Source organism: Terrabacter sp. RAF57 (assembly GCF_052113925.1).
In the GTDB taxonomy this organism is placed as follows: Bacteria; Actinomycetota; Actinomycetes; order Actinomycetales; family Dermatophilaceae; genus Terrabacter.
On sequence record NZ_JBFRDT010000003.1, the window covers coordinates 254,292 to 275,790 of the forward strand.

Here is a 21,499-nt window from a genome sequence, read left to right on the forward strand (position 1 = left end):
GACGGCAGTGCTCAGACGTGGTCGAGCGCGTCGCGCTCCAGCGCCGTGAGCTCACGCTCGGCTCGCCCGGGCCGCTCGACGGTCTGGTCGTCGAACTGCGTCGCGTGGAGGTCGGCGTACAGGCCACCCGCCGCGAGCAGCTCGGAGTGCCGGCCGGTCTCGACGACGCGGCCGTGATCGAGCACGACGATGAGGTCGGCCTGGCGGATCGTCGACAGCCGGTGGGCGATGACGATCGAGGTGCGCCCCTCGAGGGCCGCGTCGAGCGCCCGCTGCACCGCGACCTCCGACTCGGAGTCGAGGTGGGCCGTCGCCTCGTCGAGCACGACGACGTCGGGCGCCTTGAGCAGCAGGCGCGCGATGGCGAGCCGCTGCTTCTCGCCGCCGCTGAGCCGGTGGCCGCGGTCGCCGACGACGGTGTCGAGACCCTCCGGGAGCTCCGCGACGAGGTCGCTGATCTGGGCGGCCCGGAGGGCCGCGTGGATCTCGTCGTCGGTGGCGTCGGGCCGGGCGTAGAGCAGGTTGGCCCGGATCGTGTCGTGGAAGAGGTGGGCCTCCTGGGTCACGACCCCGACGCGGTCGCGCAGCGAGGTCATCGTGACGTCGCGCAGGTCGACGCCACCGATGCGCACGACGCCCTCGCTCGGGTCGTAGAGCCGGGACACGAGCGACGTCAGGGTCGTCTTGCCGGCACCCGAGGGTCCGACGAGCGCGACGAGGTGGCCGGAGGGAGCCGAGACGGTGACGTCGTGGAGCACGACGCCGCTGCCGCGGCGGTCACCCGAGGCCACGGACTCGAGGGAGGCGAGCGACACCTCGTCGGCGGACGGGTAGCGGAACGCGACGTGGTCGAGCTCGACCCCGAGGGGTCCGCTGGGCAGGTCGACGGCACCGGGCCGCTCCTTGACGAGCGGCTCGAGGTCGAGCACCTCGAAGACGCGCTCGAAGGAGATGAGTGCCGTCATGATGTCGACCCGGACGTTGGACAGCGACGTGAGCGGGCCGTAGAGGCGGGCGAGCAGCGCGGCCAGGGCCAGCAGCGTGCCGACGGAGAGCGTGCCGTTGACGGCCATGACGCCGCCGAAGCCGTAGATCATCGCGGTCGCCAGCGCCGCGACGAGGGTGAGGGCGGCCATGAAGATCGTGCGGTTGAGCGCGATCTGGATGCCGATGTCGCGGACCCGGCCGGCGCGCTCGGCGTACTCGGCCCCCTCACGGGCGGGATTGCCGAAGAGCTTGACGAGCAGGGCACCGGCGACGTTGAAGCGCTCGGTCATCCGCGTGCCCATGTCGGCGTTGAGCGTCATCTGGCGGTGCGCAAGGCTCGCGAGCCGCTGGCCCATGAGCTTGGCCGGGATGAGGAAGAGCGGCACGAGCAGCAGCGAGCCCAGCGTCAGCTGCCACGACAGGGCGAGCATCGCCGCGATGACGAGCGCCACCGACACGATGTTGGAGACGACGTTGGACAGCACGGACGTGAACGCCTGCTGCGCGCCGACGACGTCGTTGTTGAGGCGGGAGACCAGTGAGCCTGTCTGCGCGCGGGTGAAGAAGGCGATCGGCTGGCGCAGCACGTGTGCGAAGACCTGGGTGCGGAGGTCGTTGATCAGACCCTCACCGATGCGCGAGGAGTACCACCGCGAGATGACCGTCAGCACGGCGTCCGCGATGGCGATCACCGCGACGACGAGCGAGAGCCGGACGACGACGGACGAGTCCTTGGGGATGACTCCGTCGTCGACGAGGCTCTTGATCAGGAGCGGCACCGTGACCACGAGCACCGAGTCGACGACGACGACCGCGAGGAAGGCGATGATCGCCCGACGGTACGGCGCGGCGTACGTCAGGACGCGGCGGCGGGTGCCCGGCGACAGGCTCCGCTCGGCCACCGACGAGTCGCGCGACATCGATCGCATCGCCATCCACGGCTGCATGCCCACGGCACAGACCTCCTTCAGTCCCTTGATCCAACCCCGAGGGACCGACAGCGATTCCCCTGGGGCGGGGATCAGCCGGGGCTGGGGCGCGACTCAGGCGCCGAAACCGCCGAGCAGCGCCTGGAGCAGCCCCGTCTGGGCCTCCCGCTCGCGGGCGAGCTGCCCGTCGCGGTCTCCGTCCATCGCGCCCCGCAGCAGCGGCTTGAGCGCTCGCAGCGCGGGTGCCGGCGCTGCGAGCAGCGCCTCGACGAGCGAGGCCGTGGCCTCCTCGAGATCGTCGGCGGGAGCGAGCGACCCGACGAGGCCGATGCTGAGCGCCTCGGGCGCAGACACCCGGCGTCCCGTCGCACAAATCTCGAGCGCCCGGGCGTAGCCGACGAGGTGGACGAGCGGCCCGGTGCCGCCGAGGTCGGGCACCAGACCGAGGCTCGTCTCGCGCATGGCGAACCACGCGTCGAGCGCCGCGACGCGCAGGTCGGCCGCGAGCGCGAGCTGGAAGCCTGCGCCGATCGCGTAGCCGTGCACCTGCGCCACGACGACGGCCGGGCACTCCGCCCATGCGGTGAAGCCCTCCTGATAGGCCGCGATCCCACGCTGGACCGCCTCCGGGCCTCCCGCGGCGAGCTGGGCCACGCTCTCCTCCCCGGGCACACCCTCCGGGGTGAACATGGCGGTGTCGATGCCGGCGGAGAAGGCGTCACCGGCCCCGCGGAGGACGACGACGCGTACGTCCTCGGGGACCGACCGCGCCTCGTCGGCGAGCGCCGCCCACAGCGACGGGGTCTGCGCGTTGCGCTTCTCCGGGTGGTCGAGCGTGAGGGTGCGGACAGGTCCGTCGGTCTCGACAACGAGGTGCGGATGCGTCATGGACGCAGGCTACCCGTGGGTCACGGCGAGGCCGTCGGGCTCAGGCCGCCACCGCCGGAACGACCGCGCGACCGACCGTCGCAGGCGGGACGACGCGCAGGACGCCCCATCCGGTCACGGACGCAGGCTGGACCAGCTCGACCCGGAAGACGCGCGCACAGTCCAGGCACGACCACGCGGAGGTGGGGTCCGGGAACGGCGTCAGGTCCTCGCCCGAGCAGTACGGGCAGGTGAGGTGGTGGTCGGTGGGCATGGGACACAGTGTCCCGATCGACCCACTCAGATACAATAACCGTCCATTATGTGAGCCCAACTATTTGCTTATGTATGCCGTCGGGCGGGCTCACTGTCCCAGGGAGCCCACCGCTCGGGCGACGACGAGCAAGGACGTGAGCAGCGCGGCCGTCGCCTCGAGACCCATGAGGGCCTTGGCCCGCGCCGACAGCGGCATCGTGTCGGTGGGGCTGAACGCGCTCGAGTTCGTCAGGGACACGTAGAGGTAGTCGACGAACTCCGGCCGCCAGTTGCTCCGGGCGCTCGAGGTCGCGGCGACCTCGGTGATCGCGTCCTGGTTCTCGTCCTGCGAGAAGCGCCAGTCGGCCGGCGGGAGCCGGTCGCGCACGACCGTGTGCCGCGCGACCGGTCCCCCACGGTCGATCTCCCAGAAGAGCAGGCCGAAGCCGATGACGTTGGTCAGCCACACCTGCATGCCGGCCAGCAGCAAGGGCATGCCGCCCGGCTCGGACGAGGTGAGGCTTCGCACGAGCATGCCGAGCGCGAAGAGGTTCGTCGCGATGACCACGCACGCGAGGGCGATGGAGACGACGCGGGACCAGCGCGTCTGACGGACCAGTCGGCGCGGGTTCGTCACGACGAGCGCGCCGAGCAGCACGAGCTCGAGGGCGGGGATGGCCAACCGTGGCCCGACGAGAAGGCTCTCCGGCAGCACGGCATACGCCAGCGCTGCCACGACGACCGCGAGCGCCGGCCACAGGCGGTTCTCGCCGGCGCTCGAGCGTGGCTCACGGCGCCGTCGTCGCCCCGCGCTCGATGTCATGGCGCCAACGTAGCCAGTGGAGCCTCGCGACGGGTGCCGACAGGCTCAGGCGAGCGAGATGAGGTCGAGGTAGTCCGGTCCCCAGAGGTCCTCGACGCCGTCGGGCAGCAGCAGGATGCGCTCGGGCTCGAGTGCCTCGACGGCCCCCTCGTCGTGGGTGACGAGCACGACGGCACCCTCGAAGGTCGACAGGGCCCCGAGGATCTCGGCCCGCGACGCCGGGTCGAGGTTGTTCGTGGGCTCGTCGAGGAGCAGCACGTTGGCCGCGGAGACGACGAGCAGGGCGAGCGACAGACGCGTCTTCTCGCCGCCCGAGAGCACGCCCGCGGGCTTGTGGACGTCGTCGCCCGAGAAGAGGAAGGAGCCGAGCACCTTGCGCACCTCGGTCTCGCCGAGCTCCGGCGCGGCCGACTTCATGTTCTCGAGGACCGTGCGACCGACGTCGAGGTTCTCGTGCTCCTGGGCGTAGTAGCCGAGGCGCAGCCCGTGACCGGGCTCGACCTCCCCGGTGTCGGGGGTGTCGACGCCGGCGAGCATCCGCAGCAGCGTCGTCTTGCCGGCACCGTTGAGGCCGAGCACCACGACCTTGCTGCCGCGGTCGATGGCGAGGTCGACGTCGGTGAAGACCTCCAGCGAGCCGTACGAGCGGGAGAGCCCCGACGCGCGCAGGGGGGTCTTGCCGCAAGCGGCCGGCTTGGGGAAGCGGAGCTTGGCCACCTTGTCCTGGACCCGCTCGCCCTCGACGCCGGCGAGGAGTCGCTCGGCGCGCTTGGCCATGTTCTGGGCCGCCGTCGCCTTGGTGGCCTTGGCGCGCATCTTGTCGGCCTGCGCCATGAGGGCGCCGGCCTTCTTCTGGGCGTTCTGCAGCTCGCGGCGGCGGCGCTTCTCATCCGTCTCGCGTGCCTGGAGGTAGGTCTTCCAGCTGACGTTGTAGACGTCGAGTGCGGAGCGGTTCGCGTCGAGGTGGTAGACCTTGTTGACGACGGCGTCGAGCATCTCGGCGTCGTGGCTGATGATGATGAGCCCGCCCTTGTAGGCACGGAGATACTCCCTCAGCCAGATGATCGAGTCGGCGTCGAGGTGGTTCGTCGGCTCGTCGAGGAGCAGGGTCTCGTTGCCGGAGAAGAGGATCCGCGACAGCTCGACGCGGCGACGCTGGCCACCCGAGAGGGTTCCGAGCGGTTGGCCGAGGATGCGCTCCTCGAGGTTGAGGGCGTTGGCGATGGACGCGGCCTCGGACTCGGCGGCATACCCGCCCTGGGCCTCGAACTCCACCTCGAGTCGGGTGTAGGCCCGCATCGCCTTGTCGCGAACCTTCTCGTCGTCACTGCCCATCCGCGCCTCGGCCTCGGACCGCTGGCGCACGATGGCGTCCAGGCCGCGGGCGGAGAGGATGCGGTCGCGGGCGAGCATCTCGAGGTCGCCGGTGCGGGGGTCCTGCGGCAGGTAGCCGACGGCGCCCGTTCGGGTCACCGTGCCCGCGGCCGGCTGGCCCTCCCCGGCGAGCACCTTGGTCAGGGTGGTCTTGCCGGCCCCGTTGCGTCCGACGAGGCCGATGCGGTCGCCCGCGTCGATCCTGAAGCTGGCGTCCTCGACGAGCAGGCGCGCCCCGGCGCGCAGCTCGATCCCGGTGGCGACGATCACGGCATTCCTCCTATCGGTGCCGCACTACGTCAGCGGCCGGACAACCCCTCCAGTCTAGGAGCCGCGAGGGGGTGCTCTCGACGCGTTATCCGTGCGGCGACCTCGTGGCACGCAGCACAGTCGCACGTACGGGAGGCGTGCATCGTGCCGACGTTCCGCTGGGTGCCGGGCTCCCAGAGCTGCTCGCGTATGCCGCCGGGCGAGGTGACGGTCGGCAGCAGCGTCGGGGTCGGGTCGGGGTCGGCCGAACCGGCGCGGCAGCACCGGCACGGCGTGTAGCCGCCGTTGCCGGACTCGTGCCACGCCTGCTGGTGGCCGCAGCCGCGGCACAGGTGGACGAGGACGCTCATGCCGGGTCGGCACCCTCTCCGTTCGAGGTGATCGCGTCAGGCACGTCCGTGACGCCGTCACCACGAACCATGGGCGCGACGGGCATGAGGACGGAGAAGCCCGCCCCGTCACCGCGGATCGCCAGGGGGCGGTGCGGACCGTCGAGCACGAGCGTCGGCCGGGCGCCCGCGACGGCGAGCGCCTCGTGGAGGAACTCGGGATCGACGACGACGGCTGCGTCACCGGCACCGGCACCACGCGGCTCGGCCACGTGGACCGAGCCGTCACGCACGACGAGGCCGACCGTCTGCGCCTCCACCGGCAAGCGAGCCTGCAGGCCGTCGGCGTCGACGGCATCCCGACCCGGCGCGGTGGCCACGATGCTGCGGCAGTCGGGGAACGAGCCGGGGACCACCGGGGTCGCGACCAGCTCACCGTCGACGAGCACGCCCACCCGCCCCGGGCGCACTTCGAGCTCGACGGCGGAGTCCGCGTCGATGCCGCCGCACCTCGCGGCGACCCGGTCGGCCCAGCCGAGCGGGACGACGGCGGCCACCGGGTTGTCCGGCGAGGCCGTCGATGGGACGACGACGGGAGCGCACCCGACGGCGAGGCGGTAGCGGTCGGTGGCGACGCACCGCACCTCGGCGCCGCACACCTCGACGAGGATCCCCGTCAGGACGCGCAGGTCAACCCCGTCGGGGGCGCCCGCAACCGGCTCCCCCGGCGCCACGGCGAACCGGACCGCGCCCAGGGCTGCGGCAAGATCACCGGCACGGACCGTGACCCGACAGGCCTCCGAGCCCGGGTGGTCGCGCTCGGCGAGGAGGGCCAGGGTGCGCACGATCTCGCGCCGGGCATCCGCCAACCCGTCGACGAGGCGCTGCTCGTGGGCGACGACGACGTCCGCGGCAGCTCCGGACGCACCCCGCGCGTCCTCGTCGAGCACGAGCGCGACCTCGGCGAGCGGCATACCGACCCGGCGCAGCGACGCGAGGAGACGGGCGGCGCGGACCTGAGCGACGGCATACCTCCGGTAGCCCGTCAGGGCGTCCACGTCGGCCGGGACGAGGACTCCCTCCCGGTCGTAGAAGCGCAGCGCGCTGGCGGTGAGGCCACTCCGACGGGCGACCTCCCCGATCGTCAGGAGGCGGTCGTCGACGGCAGCGGGCTCGGGCTCGGCGGGCATGACGAGAAGACTGGGCCCTCGACCGGGTCGAAGGTCAAGCGGTCAGTGGGTCGGGTCGGCGACGGCGTCCGCGACGGTCCGTCGTCGATCCGTCACCGACGTGGCCCCCACGACGACGGCCCCGACGAGCGAGATGCCGGCGGTAACCCATACCGCGACATTCCAACCGGCCACGAGCCCGGACACCCCCGAGCCGGTCCCCGCGTGCGCCGCGACGACGACGGCGACCACCGTGACCCCGATGGACGAGCCGAGGTAGCGGGCCGTGTTGTTCGCGCCGCTACCCATCCCGCCCCGCCCCGGCGGCACGCTCGCGACGGCCTCACGCCCGAGAGCGGCGTTGAGGACCCCACTACCCACCCCGGCGACGAGCAGCCCGGGCAGGAACCGGGCCCAGGAGGACCCGGGCGTGATCCCCGACAGCGCGAGCTGACCTGCGGCCACGACGACCAGCCCACCCGCCAGCTGCGCCCTGCCGGACCACCCGGCCGGCAGCCGCCGGGCCACGAGGGCGAACACGACGCTCGTCCCGGACCAGGCGAGGAAGAGCACGGCGGAGGTCGTCGGGGGCAGACCGAGAGCCAGGGCGAGGAAGCCGGGGAGGAACGACAGCAGCCCGATCGCGCCGGCACCGGTCGCGAGCGCAGCCGCACTCGCGGCGACGAACCGGCCGTCACGGAAGAGGGACGGGTCGACCATCGGGAAGGACGTGCGCCGCTCGGCCACCACGAACGCGGCAGCCGAGGCCGCGCCCACACCGAGCAGGACGAGGACCTCCGGCCGGCCCCACCCGCTGCGCCCTTCGACGAGCGCCGCGAGGAAGCCCGTGGTCGCAACGGCGAGCAGCGTCGCGCCCCACGCGTCGAGCGGTCGACGTTCGTGCGACCGGGTCTCGTCCAGCCGGCGTCGTGCGACCACGGCCAGCACGAGGGCCGCCACGGCGAGGACGACGTACGTGTCGCGCCACGACGCCCAGCGGTCTAAGGCGCTCGCGACGAGCGGGCCGAGGGCGATGCCGCCTCCGACACTCGCACCCCACACCCCGCTCGCGGCCGCCCGGGCCGGCCCGGGCTCGAACCAGTGGGCGACGAGGCCCAGGCTCGCCGCGATGACCGCCGCGGCGCCGATGCCCTGGCCGACCCGGGCGAGGACGAACACGAGCGTGCCTCCGGCGAGGGCGGCGGCGAGGCTCGATGCGGCAAGGACGACCAGGCCGCCCACGAGGACGCGACGCCGACCGCGGTCGTCGGCCAGGGTCCCTGCCGTCAGCAGTGCCGCCCCGAGCCCGATGCCCATCGAGCTGAGGATCCACGTGCGTCCGGGGACGTCCGACCCGAGCGCCGCGGTGACCGAGCCGACCGTGGCCAGAGGGGCCGTGAAGGCGACGAGGGCCAGGACGGTGCCCACCGCGGCCACGGCGAGCGCGCGCCGGGCCTGCTCTCCGGTTCGGGGAGCGTTCGCCCCGCGCGTCGTCGTACCGGGTGCTACCTGCCAGGTGCGGCTCATGACGTCCTCCGTGGTCTCGGTTGGTCTGTTGAACAGACCACGGCGTACCTTCATTCCATGGCGCTCGGAACGGACTACAGCGGACAGGACTGCTCGCTCGCCAAGGCACTCGAGGTCGTCGGCGAGCGGTGGTCGCTGCTGCTCGTGCGCGACGCCTTCCTCGGCGTCACCCGGTTCAGCGACTTCCGGCGCCGCCTCGACATCTCCAAGGCGGTCCTCACCCAACGGCTCGGATCGCTCGTCGAGGCCGGCGTCCTCGAGCGCCGGATGCACGGCGGACACGACTCATACGTCCTCACCCCCTCCGGCGAGGCGCTCTGGCCGGCCGTCCACGCCCTCATGCGCTGGGGGGACGCCACGACGTCCACGCGGGGGCCGCGGCGGCTCTTCCGCCACGTGTCCTGCGACGCCGACGTCGACGTGTCCGGGCGCTGCCCCGTGTGCGGAGCGACACCGCCCGCGGCCGAGCTCGAGACCCGGCCCGGACCGGGAGCCGGCACGGACCCGCCCGCCAACCCGCTGTCCGCGAGGCTCCGGGAGCCCCACCGCCTGCTGGCGCCGCTGCGCGAGTGAGGGGGCGTAACGCGGGAGACACATCGATGCAGCACGATGTTCCCCATGAACAGCCCCCTGCCCCCGGGTGAACCGCTCAGTGCGGAGCACGCGCGGCTCATCGACTCCCCCGGCCACGACTCCCCGTGGCGCCTCTGGGGCCCCTACCTCTCCGGCCGGCAGTGGGGCACGGTCCGCGAGGACTACTCGGCCGAGAGCAACGCGTGGTCGGAGTTCCCCTTCGACCAGGCCGTGTCGCGCGCCTACCGCTGGGGCGAGGACGGGCTGGGCGGCATCAGCGACCGCTTCGGCTTCCTCAACGTCTCCGTCGCCCTGTGGAACGGCAAGGACCCGATCCTCAAGGAGCGCCTCTTCGGCCTGACGAACGAGGAGGGCAACCACGGCGAGGACGCCAAGGAGTACTGGTGGGCCCTCGACGGCACCCCCACGCACTCGTGGATGCAGTGGCTCTACCGCTACCCGCAGGCCGAGTTCCCCTACGAGCAGCTGCGGCGCGAGAACCGCGAGCGCACCCGCGACGAAAGGGAGTTCGAGCTCGGCGACACCGGCATCCTCGACGACCACGAGTTCTTCGACGTGACGATGACGTATGCCAAGGCCGGGCCCGACGACATGTGCATCCGGATCTCGGCGACCAACCACGGGCCGGCTGCCGCGCCGCTCCACGTGCTGCCGACGATCTGGCTGCGCAACACCTGGTCCTGGGGCGTCGACGACCGCGTCACCGAGCTGCGCGAGATCCGCCGCAACGGACGCCCGACGCGTGGCTACCGCGCCGCCGAGGTGACGCACGGCTTCCTCGGCCGCTACGTCCTTGCCGCGTCCGGCTCCCCCACGACGCTCTTCTGCGACAACGAGACGAACGCGCGGCACGTCTTCGGCGACCAGGCGCTCGCGAACCAGTCGCGCTACCCGAAGGACTCGATCAACGAGCGGGTCGTCCACGGCCGCACCCAGGCCGTCAACCCCGACGGCTACGGCAGCAAGTGCTCGTTCTGGTACCGGTTCGACGCCGTCGAGCCGGGTGAGACCGTCACGGTCGACCTGCGCCTCGCGACCGGCGACCCCGGGCTCGAGTGGTTCGGCGAACCGTTCGAGGAGGTGCTCGGCTCCCGGTCGGCCGAGGCCGACGAGTTCTACGGGCACGTCATCGACGCCTCTCTCGCCGAGGCCGACCGCCACGTCGCGCGCCGGGCCTACGCCGGCCTCCTCTGGGGCAAGCAGCTCTACCGCTACGACGTGCGCCAGTGGGTCGACGGCGACCCCGTCGGCCCGGCGGTGGCCGAGTCGCGCAGGAAGGGCCGCAACGAGCACTGGAAGCACCTCGCCCTCGCCGACGTCATCTCGATGCCCGACGAGTGGGAGTACCCGTGGTTCGCCGCGTGGGACCTCGCGTTCCACACGATCCCGCTCGCCCACGTCGACCCGGAGTTCGCCAAGGAGCAGCTGCTCCTCATGTGCCGCGAGTGGGCCATGCACCCCAACGGCCAGCTCCCGGCGTACGAGTGGGAGTTCGGCGACGTCAACCCGCCCGTCCACGCGTGGGCGGCCTGGCACGTCTACCGCATCGACGGCTACCGCGACCGCGAGTTCCTCGTCCGCGTCTTCACCAAGCTGCTGCTCAACTTCGCGTGGTGGGTCAACCGCAAGGACGCCAACGGCTCCAACCTCTTCGAGGGCGGATTCCTCGGGATGGACAACATCGGCCTGTTCAACCGCTCCGCTCCCGTGCCGCCGGGCTTCCGCCTCGAGCAGTCCGACGCGACGAGCTGGATGGCCTTCTACTGCCAGCAGATGCTCAAGATCGCTCTCGAGCTCGCGCGCACCGACAAGGCGTGGGACGACGTCGCGACGAAGTTCCTCGAGCACTTCCTCTCGATCGCCCAGGCGATGCGGCACTTCGGGTCCAGCGACAAGTCGCTGTGGCACGAGGAGGACGGCTTCTACTACGACGTCCTCGTGCAGCCCGACGGGCGCGCGCCGCACATGCGGGTGCGCTCGATGGTCGGTCTGCTGCCGATCCTCGGTGCGACGGAGATCCCCTCGTGGGTCGTCGACGAGTGCCCCGACGTGACGAGCCGCTTCCAGTGGCTCCAGCAGCGCCGGCCCGAGCTCGTCAAGCCGATGCTCGCCCGCGAGGACGGCAAGATGCTCCTCACGCTCGTGCCGCCGAAGCGCCTGCGCCGCATCCTCGAGCGGATGTTCGACTCGGAGGAGTTCTTGTCCCCCTACGGGATCCGGTCGCTGTCGGCCGCGACGCGTCAGGCTGTGACGGCGACGCTCGGCAGCGAGACCGTCTCGATCGAGTACGAGCCGGGCGAGTCGCGCACCGGCATGTTCGGCGGCAACTCCAACTGGCGCGGGGCGGGCTGGTTCCCCACGAACGTCCTGCTCGCCGACAAGCTGCGCACCTACGGCCGCTACTTCGGTGACGACTTCCGGATCGAGATCCCGACCGGTTCGGGCGACTGGCGCACGCTCGACGAGGCGGCCGACGTCATCGACGGCGGCCTGACGGCGCTCTTCCGCCCCGTCGACGGCCGCCGCCCCTCCGACGGCAAGCGCATCGAGTCCTCGCCGGACCCGCTGTGGTCAGCTCACCCGACGTTCTCGGAGTACTTCGACGGCGACACCGGCGAGGGCCTCGGCGCGACGCACCAGACCGGGTGGACCGCCCTCGTCGCGCACCTGCTCAACCCGCGGCTGCCCCCCGACCCGCGCACCATGGGCTGGGCCTGAGCGACACGGCATACGTCCTCGCTCGGTCCGGGCGGGTCGCAGAGGGCGTATGCCGTCCGGCGGGCGAGGCGTGTCGGGTGACCCGCCGCGCTCGGGTAGCGTGAGCCAGCGTGAACGCGCCCATCTCCGTTCGTGACATCTCCGCAGCCCAGCACCTCGCCTGGCTCCGGTCCCAGCCCTCGGCGAGCTTCCTCCAGACACCGGCCTGGGCCGACGTCAAGAAGGAATGGCGCGCCGATTCGGTCGGCTGGTTCGAGGGCGAGGAGATGGTCGGCGCCGCGCTCGTGCTGCACCGCTCGCTCCCACGCCTCAAGCGGTCGCTGGCCTACGTGCCCGAGGGGCCGTGCATCGACTGGGCCTCACCTCGTCTCGTCGAGCTGCTCCGCGCGCTCCGCGACCACCTCAAGGCCAAGGGTGCCTTCGCGCTGCGGCTCGGGCCGCCCGTGGCGACGCACCGCTGGCGCACGGCCACGATCAAGGCGGCCATCGGCGACCCGGCCGTCCGTCGCTACGACGACGCGACGCCCGACGTCGTCGAGCCGGTGGGCACAGCGGTCGTCGCCGAGCTGCAGCGGCTGGGCTTCCGCCACCTCAGCCCCGACGACGGCTTCGCCGCCGGTCAGCCGGAGTACGTCTTCCAGGTGCCGCTCGCGGGCCGCACCGAGGCCGACGTGCTCGCCGGTATGAACCAGCTGTGGCGCCGCAACATCAAGAAGACCGCGAAGAACGGCGTCACGGTCCGGGTCGGGGACGCCTCCGACCTGCCGGCGTTCCACCGCACCTACGTCGAGACCGCCGAGCGCGACCGTTTCACGCCGCGTGGTCTCGCCTACTTCGAGCAGATGTACGCCGCGCTGTCGGCCGAGGACCCCGAGCGGATCCGCGTCTACCTCGCCGAGCACGAGGGCGACGTCCTCGCGGCGACGATCTTCATCCGGGTCGGCGAGCACGCCTGGTACTCCTACGGCGCGTCGACGTCGGCCAAGCGCGAGCTGCAGGGCTCGACGGCCATCCAGTGGCGGATGATGCAGGACTCGATCGCCGCCGGCGCCGGCGTCTACGACCTGCGCGGCATCACGAACACGGTCGACGAGGCCAACCCGCACATCGGGCTCATCCGCTTCAAGGTCGGCACCGGTGGCGAGGCCGTGCGGCTGGCCGGCGAGTGGGACCTGCCGCTGAACCGCTTGCTCTACAAGGCTTTCGACCTCTACATGAAGCGGCGGTGATCGGCCGTGTCCTTCGTCCTCCACGTCGACGGTGAGCGCTGGCGTGCCGGCCACGACCGTTTCGTCGCCGAGCACCCCGGCGTCGTCCCCGTCGTCAAGGGCAACGGCTACGGCTTCGGTCGAGACCTCCTCTGCGCCGAGGCCGCCCGCCTCGGCGTGCCGATGGTCGCGATCGGCACCTACGCCGAGCTGCCTTCTGCGCTGGGCGCGTTCGGCGGTGACGTGCTCGTCATGGAGCCCTACCGTGCGGCTATCCACGCCGACCTGCCCGACCTCGCGAACCGCCGCGTCGTGCACACCGTGACGACCGAGTCCGACCTCGGGAGCCTTCGCGAGGTGGTTTCGGACGCACGGGTCGTGGTCGAGGGCCTGACGTCCATGAACCGCTACGGCACGCCTGTCGCCGACGTGGCCGGTCTGGCCGGCGCCGCCGACGCGGTCGGGGTCACGCTGCACCTGCCGCTCGGGACCGGCCACGTCGAGGAGATCTCGCGCTTCATCGCCGCCGTGCCCGGCGTGCCCGGCGTGCGCACGTGGTTCGTGTCGCACGTCTCACCCGCCGAGCTCGCCACTCTCGCAGCGCGTTTCCCCGAGCACGAGTTCCGGCCGCGCATCGGCACCGACCTCTGGTACGCCGACAAGGGCTCCTACGACGTGCGCGCGCACGTGCTCGACGTGCGCCCCGTCACCAAGGGCACGCGGGTCGGCTACCGACAGCGAGCGGTCGCCGCGGGCCACCTCGTCGTCGTCAGCGGCGGCACGTCGCACGGCGTCGCCATGGAGAGCCCGTCGTCGGCCGCCACGACACGGTCGCGTGCCATCGCCGTCACCGAGGGCGTGCTCGAGGCAGCACACCGGGTGCGGTCTCCCTTCACGGTGTCGGGCGTCATGCCGCGCTTCGCCGAGCCGCCGCACATGCAGTGCAGCCTCCTCGTGCTGCCGGCCGGCGTCGCTCCCCCACGGATCGGCGACGTCGTCCCGGTCCGGATGCGCCTGACGACGACGACCCCGGACGCCGTCGTCGTCTCCTGACACAGCACAGCGACGGCAGGAGGGACGTCCCTCGGACGTCCCTCGGACGTCCCTCGGACGTCCCTCGGACGCCGACGGGTCCAGGCGGGTCGGAACTAGAGCCGCGCTGTCGTCGGGACGGTGAGGACCTCGGCGCCGTCGTCCGTGATGGCGATCGTGTGCTCGCTGTGGGCCGTGTGGCTGCCGGTGGCGCTCCGGAGCGTCCACCCGTCGGCATCGGTCACGAGCTCGGCGGTGCCGGCCATGACCCAGGGCTCGAGGGCGAGCAGGAGTCCGGGGCGCAGCGTGTAGCCGCGGCCCGGCCGCCCGGTGTTCGACACGTGCGGGTCCTGGTGCATCGTCGACCCGACGCCGTGGCCGCCGAACTGCGTGTTGATCGGGTAGCCCGCGTCGGAGAGGACCGAGCCGATGGCATACGAGAGGTCCCCCACGCGGGCGCCCGGCCGGGCCGCGGCGATGCCGGCTGCGAGCGCGCGCTCGGTGGCCTCGATCATCGCGACGCTCTCCGGAGGCCGGCACCCGCCCACGACGAAGCTGATCGCGGAGTCGGCGACGACGCCGCCCAGGTTCACGGCGAGGTCGAGCGACAGCAGGTCGCCGTCGGCGAGCGACCGGTCGTGAGGCAGCCCGTGGAGCACGGCGTCGTTGACCGAGGTGCAGATGTAGTGGCCGAACGGGCCCCGTCCGAAGGACGGTGCGTAGTCGACGTAGCAGGATGCGGCTCCCGCCTCGAGGATCATGGCCTTCGCCCAGCCGTCGATGTCCAGGAGGTTCGTGCCCACGGCAGCGCGGCCCTTCAGGTCTTGCAGGATGTCGGCGACGAGAGCTCCCGCGGCCCTCGCGCGGGGCAGCTCGGAGGGGCTGAGGATCTCGATCATGCGGCGCCTTTCGATGCGGCTGCGGTGTGACCAATAACTATCCCGGCCATGTTATCCCGGTCTAGGATCGTGGTCATGGTCAGGTTGCCGCTCACACCCGCGGAGGTCGAGCGCGGACAGCGCCTCGGCGCCCTGCTGCGTCGGGCCCGCGGGGATCGCACGATGCTCGAGACCGCGCTCGAGGCACGGATCTCCCCCGAGACCCTTCGCAAGATCGAGTCCGGCCGCGTGGCCACCCCGGCCTTCCCGACGATCGCAGCGATCGCCGAGGTCCTCGGCCTGTCCCTCGATGCGGTGTGGGCCGAGATCAGCCCGCCCGAGGCCGGCGCGGCCCCACGGGGCTCCGGTCCCGACCGTCGGGACCGCATCGCCTCGTAGGACCTCCGGCCGACGACCACCGGCCCTGCCATGCTGTGGGCATGGAACGCGTCCTCGGCATCGGCGGCTACTTCCTCAGGGCTGCGGACCCCACGGCCCTCAGCACCTGGTACCGCGAGGTCCTGGGACTGGACTTCGACGCCAACGGACTGTGGCAGCAGGAGGCCGGGCCGACCGTGTTCGCCGCGTTCCCGGCCGACACGGACTACCTCGGCGCCCGCGCCCAGCAGACGATGCTCAACGTCCGGGTCGGCGACCTGGACGCCATGCTCGCCCAGCTGCGCGCCGCCGGGGCGGAGGTCGACGCCGAGAGCCAGGACCTGGCGGGCGTCGGGCGGTTCGGCTGGGTCACGGACCCGGAGGGCAACAGGATCGAGCTGTGGCAACCCAGCTGACGACGGCTCCGGCCACCGGTCAGGCGCCCTCGCTCCCCTCGATGACGTCGAGGTCGCGCACGGCGTAGCGGTGGTGCTCCCACTCCTCCTCGAGGATCGTGTGCAGGCACGAGAGCACCGTCTCGGGGTAGTCGGGGTCGTGCGGGTTCGGTCGGTCCGACGCGAGCAGCTCGGGCGTGACGCCCGCGATGACGTCGCGCACCATCGCGACGCGGCCTGCCCGCACCTCGAGGACCTCGTCGTAGGACGGCGCGTCCTGCGCGAGCACCGTCACGTCGAAGCCGTCGTCCGCGGTCGCAACGTCGATCAACCCGTAGGGGTGGTACGGCTGCTCCTCCCCGAGGATCGCCTTGCGCAGCCACGTGTCCGTCGCCAGCACGAGGTGCCGCAGCGTCTGGGCGAACGACCACTCGCCGGCCACCGACACGTCCACCGTGCCGGACGGCAGGGTGCCGACACGCGCGAGCGTGGCGGCCCAGGTGCGCTCCAGCCGGTCCCAGGCAGTGGCGAGTCCCTCCGGATCGGTCGCCCGCCGGTCGGCACGTCCCGGGAAACGACGGTTGAGCTCGGCATCGACGAGCGGGACCACGTCGACGCCGTTGACGAGCAGGACGTTCTTGCCGTCGAAGAGCCACGGCGCATCGATCTCCACGCCCTCCGCCTGCACGCCGCGCATGACGACGCCGGAGATGTCGGCGCCGACGAAGCGCGCGCCGCGCAGGTCCGTGTCGACGAACTCCGCTCCCTGCAGGTCGTCGCTCGAGCCGAAGGTTGCCATGACGTCTCCTCGTCGTACGCCGCGCAGGACGGCTCAGACTACCGATCGAGCGCGGCTCGGGTCGGGATCGGACCCACGTCGACGAAGCTCGACCGTCGCCGCCGGGCGATATCGTCGTCCCGGACGGTCGGCGTCCGGGAGGTGAGAGGTGTGCGGTACGACACGAGTCCCACGGCGCGGGCTCTTCTCGCCCTCGAGGCCATCCAGGACAGCCCCGGCATCACGGCGGAGCGGCTCGGCGACCACCTCGGGGTCTCCGAGCGGGCCGCCCGCCGCTACGTCGCGATCCTCCGCGAGGCCGACCTGCCCATCGAGTCGGTCACCGGCCCGCACGGCGGCTACCGGGTCGGCCGTGGGCTCCGTCTGCCCCCACTGATGTTCACGGCCGCCGAGGCGCTCGGCCTCGTCATGGCCGTGCTCGAGGGCCATCGCGGCGCCGCTGACCCGACCGAGCTCGTCGGGGCCGCCCTGTCCAAGATCCTGCGCGTGCTTCCCCAGCAGGTCGCCGAACCGGTGCGGGCGGTCCGCCGGGTCACCGGGCCACCGTCGGACCCGAGCCTGCGCGTCGACCCTACCGTGACGGCCCAGCTCGTCGAGGCGTGCACGAGGTCGCGTCGGGTGCGCCTCGACTACCGCCTCGAGGACGGCCGGGAGCGGCCCATGGAGGTCGACCCCTGGGCCGTCGTCCTGCGTCACGGCCGGTGGTACCTCCTCGGGTGGTCACAGACGAGCGACGCCCAGCGCGCCCTGCGCGTCGACCGGGTCCGGTCGGTCTTCACGACGTCGGTGGCCTTCGAGCCCCCGGAGGACCTGGACGCCCTCCGGACGCTGGAGGAGCACCTCTCCCAGGGCTGGCGCCACGACGTCGACGTCCTCCTCCGGGCCGACCTCGACGAGGCCACGCGATGGATCCCGCGCAGCCTAGGACGTCTCGAGCCGGTCGACGGCGGGGTCCGGCTGAGGGCCACGACCGACGAGCCCGAGTGGTACGCCCGCCAGCTCGCCGTCACCCCGCTGACCTTCGAGGTGCTCGGGTCACCCGCGCTCGTCCAGGCCACCGAGGACCTCGCCGAGCGGCTCGTGAAGTCGGCGGGCGCCGTCGACGCCAGCCGCGATGATCCCGCCGATCGCTGACCCGGCCCCAGCGGGTACGACACCGTCACGGCGGCCTGTGCAGCAGCCGACGTCCACRGGTCCCCGCGCACTAGGGTGATCTCGACCGGACCGGGGAGGCCCCCGGTCCCAACCCGAGGAGCGGCAGATGAGCTTCAACGACAGCGCCCAGCTCGACACCTCCCAGGTGCAGAGCGGCGGCAGCGGAGGTGGCGGCGGAGGCGGAGGCTTCCCCGGCGGCATCCAGGTCGGCGGAGGCATCGGCGGCCTCATCCTGCTCGTGCTCATGCTCATCTTCGGCGGAGGCAAGATCCTCGGTGGCGGCGGTGACTCCGGCACCGGCGCCGGCGGCCTCCCGTCCCAGCAGCTCGAGAGCAGCCAGGTCGCGGCCGCGGGCCAGGTCGACCAGGGCGAGTTCTCCCAGTGCAAGACCGGCGCCGACGCCAACAAGAACGATGTCTGCCTCATCATCGCGACGGTCAACAGCGTCCAGGACTACTGGGGCAAGACGCTGCCGAAGTACCAGATGAACTACGAGCCGGTGAAGACCGTCATCTACCAGGGCCAGACCCCGTCGGGCTGCGGCACCGCCAACTCGCAGGTCGGCCCGTTCTACTGCCCGCTCGACGCCAAGGTCTACGTCGACGCGAGCTTCTTCGAGGAGCTGCAGAGCAAGTTCGGCGCCGACGGCGGCCAGCTCGCCAAGGAGTACGTCATCGCGCACGAGTACGGCCACCACGTGCAGGACCTCCTCGGCATCCTCGACCGGGCGCAGCAGGACCCCCAGGGCCCCAACTCCGGCGCCGTCCGCATCGAGCTCATGGCCGACTGCCTCGCCGGCACGTGGGTCAAGCACGCGACCGAGACGACCGACGCCGACGGCACCCCTCTGCTCAAGCCCATCACCGAGCAGGACATCACGTCCGCGCTCTCGGCCGCGTCAGCCGTCGGAGACGACCGCATCCAGAAGAAGATGCAGGGTCGCGTCACTCCCGAGAACTGGACGCACGGCTCGTCGGAGGCCCGCCAGAAGTGGTTCCTGCAGGGCTACCAGACCGGCGACCTCAACCAGTGCAACACCTTCGGCGTCGACACCGTCAGCTGACGCCACCCGGCGGCGCCTCGTCCAGCTCGATGCGCACGGCTCGGCCACGGCGCAGCGCGGTCTCGAGCACGTCGCGCTTCGGGTCGGGCAGGTCGTAGAGCTCCCGCATCGGCAGCCCCGCCAGGGCCCGCAGGGCTCCGGCGTCGAGGACCTCGCGCACGAGCGTGCGGTCCCCACCGACGACCAGAGCATGAGGTATGCCGTCCGCTCCCGTCGCCGGTGACTCGTCGTCCCCGAGGAGCACCCGTCGCGCGTGGCCGACAACGGCACCGACGAGCTCGTCGGCCTGCTTCCCCCGTCGGCGGGCGAAGCGCTGCTGGGACCAGCCGCCCGCTGCGGTGCGTGACTGCACGTGGCGCGTCCCGACCTTCGAGGCGGTGAAGGCACCGGTCGAAGCCAGCCCCACGGCATACCCACCGCGCCTGACGAGGATGACACCGAGGGGCTCGTGGGCGAACGGCGTTGCCACGACGGTGGATCCGTCGGCAGCGCGGGCGGACACGACGACGCCGCCGGGAGTGGACTCCTCGGCGGCGTCGTAGGTGCCGTGCCGCTCGGCGAAGCCCGTCATCCAGCGGTCGAACCGCCCGGGGTCGACCTCGATGACGCGCGTCGTCACGAGCGCGGGTGCTGCTGGCTCAGAGGTTGAAGCCGAGGGCGCGCAGCTGCTCGCGGCCGTCCTCGGTGATCTTGTCGGGACCCCACGGCGGCATCCACACCCAGTTGATGCGGTGCGTGGTGACGAGGCCCTCGAGCGCCTGAGCGGTCTGGTCCTCGATGACGTCGGTGAGGGGGCACGCGGCAGACGTCAGCGTCATGTCGATGACGGCGTGCGACTGGGCGTCGACGGTGATGCCGTAGACGAGGCCGAGGTCGACGACGTTGATGCCGAGCTCGGGGTCGACGACGTCGCGCATGGCCTCCTCGACGTCAGCCACGTTCGGCGGGGTGGTGGTCTGGGTCATGACGAAACTCCTTGGGGGGAGGTGGAACTCGTGGAAGAGATGTCGACACCGGCTCGGGCGAGGGCATCGGTGAAAGCGGTCCAGCCGAGCAGGGCGCACTTGACGCGCGCGGGGTACTTCGAGACGCCGGCGAAGGCGACGCCGTCACCGATGACGGTCTCGTCACCGGCTACGTGGCCTCGGGAGGTCAGCATGGCGCGCATCGCCTCGAAGGTCTCGAGGGCCTCGTCGACGCGGTGGCCGATGACCTCCTCGGCGAGGACGGATGCGCTCGCGACGGAGATCGAGCAGCCCTGCGCCTCGTAGGAGACGTCGGTCACGACGGCCTCGGCACCCGTGCCGGAGACGTCGACCCGAAGGGTCACCTCGTCCCCGCACGTCGGGTTGATGTGGTGCACCTCGGCGTCGAACGGGTCGCGCAGGCCCGCGTGGTGCGGGCGCTTGGAGTGCTCGAGGATGAGCTCCTGGTAGAGGTCCATCAGCTCGCCTCCCTCTCGGTGTCGAGCCCGAAGACGACGGGCACCCGGTCGAGCGCCGCGAGCAGCGCCTCGACCTCGGCGACGGTGTTGTGGACGGCGAACGACGCACGGGTGGTCGCGGTGGCCCCGAGAGCCCGGTGCAGCGGCCACGCGCAGTGGTGCCCCACGCGTACGGCCACGCCGGCGTCGTCGAGCACCTGGCCCACGTCGTGGGCGTGCACGCCGTCGACGACGAACGCGACGGCACCGCCGCGTGGCGTGCCGACCGCAGGACCGACGACACGCACCCACGGGCGCTCGGACAGACCGCGCTGGAGCAGGTCGACGAGAGCGGCCTCGTGGGCGTGGATGCGGTCGATGCCGAGACCCTCGATCCACCGGACGGCGGCCGCGAGCCCGACCGCCTGGGCGGCGTTGGGGACGCCGGCCTCGAACTTCTGGGGCGCCGGGGCGTAGGTCGACCGTTCCATCGTGACGAGCTCGATCATCGAGCCGCCCGTGAGGAACGGTGGCATGACCTCGAGCAGCTCGCCGCGACCCCAGAGGACGCCGACCCCCATCGGGCCGTACATCTTGTGGCCGCTGAAGGCGATGAAGTCCGCGCCGAGCGTGGCCACGTCGACCGCGAGGTGCGGCACCGACTGGCACGCGTCGACGACGACGAGCGCCCCCACGGCGTGCGCACGGGCGGCGAGGTCGGCGACCGGGTTGACCGTCCCCAGCACGTTGGACACGTGCGTGAACGCGAAGACCTTGGTGCGCTCGGTGAGCAGCTCGTCGAGCCCGGACAGGTCGAGTGCGCCGTCCGTGTCCACCGGGACCCAGCGCAGGGTCGCACCCGTGCGACGGGCGAGCTCCTGCCAGGGCACGAGATTGGCGTGGTGCTCCATCTCGGTGACGAGGATCTCGTCACCGGCACCGAGCACGAACCGCTCGTCCTTGGGGTCGTCGGTCGGGGCCGCGTTGGAGAAGGCGTACGCGACGAGGTTGAGCGCCTCGGTGGCGTTCTTCGTGAAGACCACCTCGTCGGCGGGCGCCCCGATGAACGACGCGACGGTCGCGCGGGCGGCCTCGAAGTCGTCGGTCGCCTCCTCCGCGAGCTGGTGCGCGCCGCGGTGTACCGCGGCGTTGTGCTGCTCGTAGAACGCGCGCTCGGCGTCGAGGACCGGCGTCGGCTTGTGCGACGTCGCCCCCGAGTCGAGGTAGACGAGCGGCCTGCCGTCGCGCACCGTGCGCGTGAGGATGGGGAAGTCGCCGCGGATCGCGGCGAGCTCCCCGTCCGTGAAGGGCAGGACGTCGACCATT

General features: G+C 72.0%; 22 protein-coding genes. 8 read left to right on the top strand and 14 right to left on the bottom strand.

Annotation, left to right across the window (positions count from 1 at the left end; translation table 11 throughout):
- Positions 1–11 precede the first annotated feature (11 nt).
- The 8 genes from AB4Y83_RS06190 to AB4Y83_RS06225 form a co-directional block, all read right to left on the bottom strand.
- Positions 12–1,922 carry an ABC transporter ATP-binding protein gene (locus AB4Y83_RS06190; RefSeq protein ID WP_442296310.1) on the bottom strand — a complete coding sequence of 637 codons (1,911 nt, stop codon included), beginning with the start codon at positions 1,920–1,922 and terminating at the stop codon, positions 12–14.
- A 108-nt stretch (positions 1,923–2,030) separates the two neighbouring features.
- Positions 2,031–2,804, bottom strand: a complete 774-nt coding sequence (locus tag AB4Y83_RS06195; RefSeq protein WP_442296311.1) for an enoyl-CoA hydratase/isomerase family protein — start codon at positions 2,802–2,804, stop codon at positions 2,031–2,033.
- A gap of 40 nt (positions 2,805–2,844) precedes the next feature.
- Positions 2,845–3,057 carry a hypothetical protein gene (locus AB4Y83_RS06200; RefSeq protein WP_442273561.1) on the bottom strand — a complete coding sequence of 71 codons (213 nt, stop codon included), beginning with the start codon at positions 3,055–3,057 and terminating at the stop codon, positions 2,845–2,847.
- A 90-nt stretch (positions 3,058–3,147) separates the two neighbouring features.
- The gene (locus AB4Y83_RS06205) at positions 3,148–3,861 is read right to left on the bottom strand and encodes a hypothetical protein (protein ID WP_442273562.1); all 714 of its coding nucleotides are present in this window, start codon (positions 3,859–3,861) and stop codon (positions 3,148–3,150) included.
- A 45-nt stretch (positions 3,862–3,906) separates the two neighbouring features.
- Positions 3,907–5,505 (bottom strand): ABC-F family ATP-binding cassette domain-containing protein, encoded by a 1,599-nt coding sequence (locus tag AB4Y83_RS06210; protein WP_442296312.1) that lies wholly within the window; start codon positions 5,503–5,505, stop codon positions 3,907–3,909.
- Between the two features lie 29 nt (positions 5,506–5,534).
- Positions 5,535–5,855, bottom strand: coding sequence for a hypothetical protein (locus tag AB4Y83_RS06215; RefSeq protein WP_442296313.1), 321 nt, complete (start codon positions 5,853–5,855; stop codon positions 5,535–5,537).
- A complete protein-coding gene (locus AB4Y83_RS06220; protein WP_442296314.1) occupies positions 5,852–7,024 on the bottom strand; it encodes a MerR family transcriptional regulator in 1,173 nt (390 codons plus the stop codon). Before AB4Y83_RS06220 ends, AB4Y83_RS06215 begins: the two co-directional genes overlap by 4 nt.
- A gap of 42 nt (positions 7,025–7,066) precedes the next feature.
- Complete coding sequence (locus tag AB4Y83_RS06225; RefSeq protein WP_442296315.1) at positions 7,067–8,530, bottom strand: MFS transporter; 1,464 nt, start codon at positions 8,528–8,530, stop codon at positions 7,067–7,069.
- Between the two features lie 57 nt (positions 8,531–8,587).
- Here AB4Y83_RS06225 and AB4Y83_RS06230 point away from each other — a divergent pair, with 57 nt between their 5' ends.
- The 4 genes from AB4Y83_RS06230 (at position 8,588) to AB4Y83_RS06245 (ending at position 14,103) form a co-directional block, all read left to right on the top strand.
- Positions 8,588–9,103, top strand: a complete 516-nt coding sequence (locus AB4Y83_RS06230; protein WP_442273567.1) for a winged helix-turn-helix transcriptional regulator — start codon at positions 8,588–8,590, stop codon at positions 9,101–9,103.
- Positions 9,104–9,148: 45 nt separating this feature from the next.
- The gene (locus AB4Y83_RS06235; RefSeq protein WP_442296316.1) at positions 9,149–11,842 is read left to right on the top strand and encodes an MGH1-like glycoside hydrolase domain-containing protein; all 2,694 of its coding nucleotides are present in this window, start codon (positions 9,149–9,151) and stop codon (positions 11,840–11,842) included.
- 110 nt (positions 11,843–11,952) lie between these two features.
- A complete protein-coding gene (locus AB4Y83_RS06240; protein WP_442296317.1) occupies positions 11,953–13,071 on the top strand; it encodes a lipid II:glycine glycyltransferase FemX in 1,119 nt (372 codons plus the stop codon).
- Between the two features lie 6 nt (positions 13,072–13,077).
- Positions 13,078–14,103 carry an alanine racemase gene (locus AB4Y83_RS06245; RefSeq protein WP_442296318.1) on the top strand — a complete coding sequence of 342 codons (1,026 nt, stop codon included), beginning with the start codon at positions 13,078–13,080 and terminating at the stop codon, positions 14,101–14,103.
- 95 nt (positions 14,104–14,198) lie between these two features.
- Here AB4Y83_RS06245 and map read toward each other — a convergent pair whose 3' ends face one another.
- Positions 14,199–14,981 (bottom strand): type I methionyl aminopeptidase, encoded by a 783-nt coding sequence (gene map, locus AB4Y83_RS06250; protein ID WP_442296319.1) that lies wholly within the window; start codon positions 14,979–14,981, stop codon positions 14,199–14,201.
- A 75-nt stretch (positions 14,982–15,056) separates the two neighbouring features.
- Between map and AB4Y83_RS06255 the strand changes: the two genes are divergently transcribed.
- Both AB4Y83_RS06255 and AB4Y83_RS06260 read left to right on the top strand, forming a co-directional pair.
- Positions 15,057–15,359, top strand: coding sequence for a helix-turn-helix domain-containing protein (locus AB4Y83_RS06255; RefSeq protein ID WP_056776796.1), 303 nt, complete (start codon positions 15,057–15,059; stop codon positions 15,357–15,359).
- A 41-nt stretch (positions 15,360–15,400) separates the two neighbouring features.
- Positions 15,401–15,754: a VOC family protein gene (locus tag AB4Y83_RS06260; protein WP_442296320.1), complete on the top strand. Its 354-nt coding sequence runs from the start codon at positions 15,401–15,403 to the stop codon at positions 15,752–15,754.
- A gap of 19 nt (positions 15,755–15,773) precedes the next feature.
- On the opposite strand, the gene AB4Y83_RS06265 is transcribed toward AB4Y83_RS06260, so the two are convergent.
- Positions 15,774–16,532 (bottom strand): DinB family protein, encoded by a 759-nt coding sequence (locus tag AB4Y83_RS06265; RefSeq protein ID WP_442296321.1) that lies wholly within the window; start codon positions 16,530–16,532, stop codon positions 15,774–15,776.
- A 150-nt stretch (positions 16,533–16,682) separates the two neighbouring features.
- Here AB4Y83_RS06265 and AB4Y83_RS06270 point away from each other — a divergent pair, with 150 nt between their 5' ends.
- Both AB4Y83_RS06270 and ypfJ read left to right on the top strand, forming a co-directional pair.
- Positions 16,683–17,666, top strand: coding sequence for a helix-turn-helix transcriptional regulator (locus tag AB4Y83_RS06270; protein ID WP_442296322.1), 984 nt, complete (start codon positions 16,683–16,685; stop codon positions 17,664–17,666).
- Between the two features lie 127 nt (positions 17,667–17,793).
- Complete coding sequence (ypfJ, locus tag AB4Y83_RS06275; protein WP_056826993.1) at positions 17,794–18,750, top strand: KPN_02809 family neutral zinc metallopeptidase; 957 nt, start codon at positions 17,794–17,796, stop codon at positions 18,748–18,750.
- On the opposite strand, the gene AB4Y83_RS06280 is transcribed toward ypfJ, so the two are convergent.
- The 4 genes from AB4Y83_RS06280 to AB4Y83_RS06295 are packed head-to-tail and all read right to left on the bottom strand — an operon-like array spanning position 18,743 to position 21,498.
- Positions 18,743–19,369 (bottom strand): acVLRF1 family peptidyl-tRNA hydrolase, encoded by a 627-nt coding sequence (locus tag AB4Y83_RS06280; RefSeq protein WP_442296323.1) that lies wholly within the window; start codon positions 19,367–19,369, stop codon positions 18,743–18,745. The genes ypfJ and AB4Y83_RS06280 overlap by 8 nt on opposite strands.
- Before the next feature lie 19 nt (positions 19,370–19,388).
- Positions 19,389–19,715, bottom strand: a complete 327-nt coding sequence (locus AB4Y83_RS06285; protein ID WP_020144129.1) for a metal-sulfur cluster assembly factor — start codon at positions 19,713–19,715, stop codon at positions 19,389–19,391.
- Positions 19,712–20,194: a Fe-S cluster assembly sulfur transfer protein SufU gene (gene sufU, locus AB4Y83_RS06290; protein ID WP_442273576.1), complete on the bottom strand. Its 483-nt coding sequence runs from the start codon at positions 20,192–20,194 to the stop codon at positions 19,712–19,714. The genes AB4Y83_RS06285 and sufU overlap by 4 nt, the downstream gene beginning before the upstream one ends.
- Complete coding sequence (locus AB4Y83_RS06295; protein WP_442273577.1) at positions 20,194–21,498, bottom strand: SufS family cysteine desulfurase; 1,305 nt, start codon at positions 21,496–21,498, stop codon at positions 20,194–20,196. The genes sufU and AB4Y83_RS06295 overlap by 1 nt, the downstream gene beginning before the upstream one ends.
- Between the last annotated feature and the right edge of the window lies 1 nt (position 21,499).

Excerpts from the sequence above, each read along its gene's own strand:
- AB4Y83_RS06265 (WP_442296321.1), bottom strand. The coding sequence starts at position 16,532 with ATGGCAACCTTCGGCTCGAGCGACGACCTGCAGGGAGCGGAGTTCGTC.
- AB4Y83_RS06195 (WP_442296311.1), bottom strand. The coding sequence starts at position 2,804 with ATGACGCATCCGCACCTCGTTGTCGAGACCGACGGACCTGTCCGCACC.
- sufU (WP_442273576.1), bottom strand. The coding sequence starts at position 20,194 with ATGGACCTCTACCAGGAGCTCATCCTCGAGCACTCCAAGCGCCCGCAC.
- AB4Y83_RS06220 (WP_442296314.1), bottom strand. The coding sequence starts at position 7,024 with ATGCCCGCCGAGCCCGAGCCCGCTGCCGTCGACGACCGCCTCCTGACG.
- AB4Y83_RS06205 (WP_442273562.1), bottom strand. The coding sequence starts at position 3,861 with ATGACATCGAGCGCGGGGCGACGACGGCGCCGTGAGCCACGCTCGAGC.
- AB4Y83_RS06285 (WP_020144129.1), bottom strand. The coding sequence starts at position 19,715 with ATGACCCAGACCACCACCCCGCCGAACGTGGCTGACGTCGAGGAGGCC.
- AB4Y83_RS06255 (WP_056776796.1), top strand. The coding sequence starts at position 15,057 with ATGGTCAGGTTGCCGCTCACACCCGCGGAGGTCGAGCGCGGACAGCGC.
- AB4Y83_RS06230 (WP_442273567.1), top strand. The coding sequence starts at position 8,588 with ATGGCGCTCGGAACGGACTACAGCGGACAGGACTGCTCGCTCGCCAAG.
- AB4Y83_RS06235 (WP_442296316.1), top strand. The coding sequence starts at position 9,149 with ATGAACAGCCCCCTGCCCCCGGGTGAACCGCTCAGTGCGGAGCACGCG.
- AB4Y83_RS06200 (WP_442273561.1), bottom strand. The coding sequence starts at position 3,057 with ATGCCCACCGACCACCACCTCACCTGCCCGTACTGCTCGGGCGAGGAC.
- AB4Y83_RS06215 (WP_442296313.1), bottom strand. The coding sequence starts at position 5,855 with ATGAGCGTCCTCGTCCACCTGTGCCGCGGCTGCGGCCACCAGCAGGCG.
- AB4Y83_RS06225 (WP_442296315.1), bottom strand. The coding sequence starts at position 8,530 with ATGAGCCGCACCTGGCAGGTAGCACCCGGTACGACGACGCGCGGGGCG.
- ypfJ (WP_056826993.1), top strand. The coding sequence starts at position 17,794 with ATGAGCTTCAACGACAGCGCCCAGCTCGACACCTCCCAGGTGCAGAGC.
- AB4Y83_RS06295 (WP_442273577.1), bottom strand. The coding sequence starts at position 21,498 with ATGGTCGACGTCCTGCCCTTCACGGACGGGGAGCTCGCCGCGATCCGC.
- AB4Y83_RS06190 (WP_442296310.1), bottom strand. The coding sequence starts at position 1,922 with ATGGCGATGCGATCGATGTCGCGCGACTCGTCGGTGGCCGAGCGGAGC.
- AB4Y83_RS06260 (WP_442296320.1), top strand. The coding sequence starts at position 15,401 with ATGGAACGCGTCCTCGGCATCGGCGGCTACTTCCTCAGGGCTGCGGAC.
- map (WP_442296319.1), bottom strand. The coding sequence starts at position 14,981 with ATGATCGAGATCCTCAGCCCCTCCGAGCTGCCCCGCGCGAGGGCCGCG.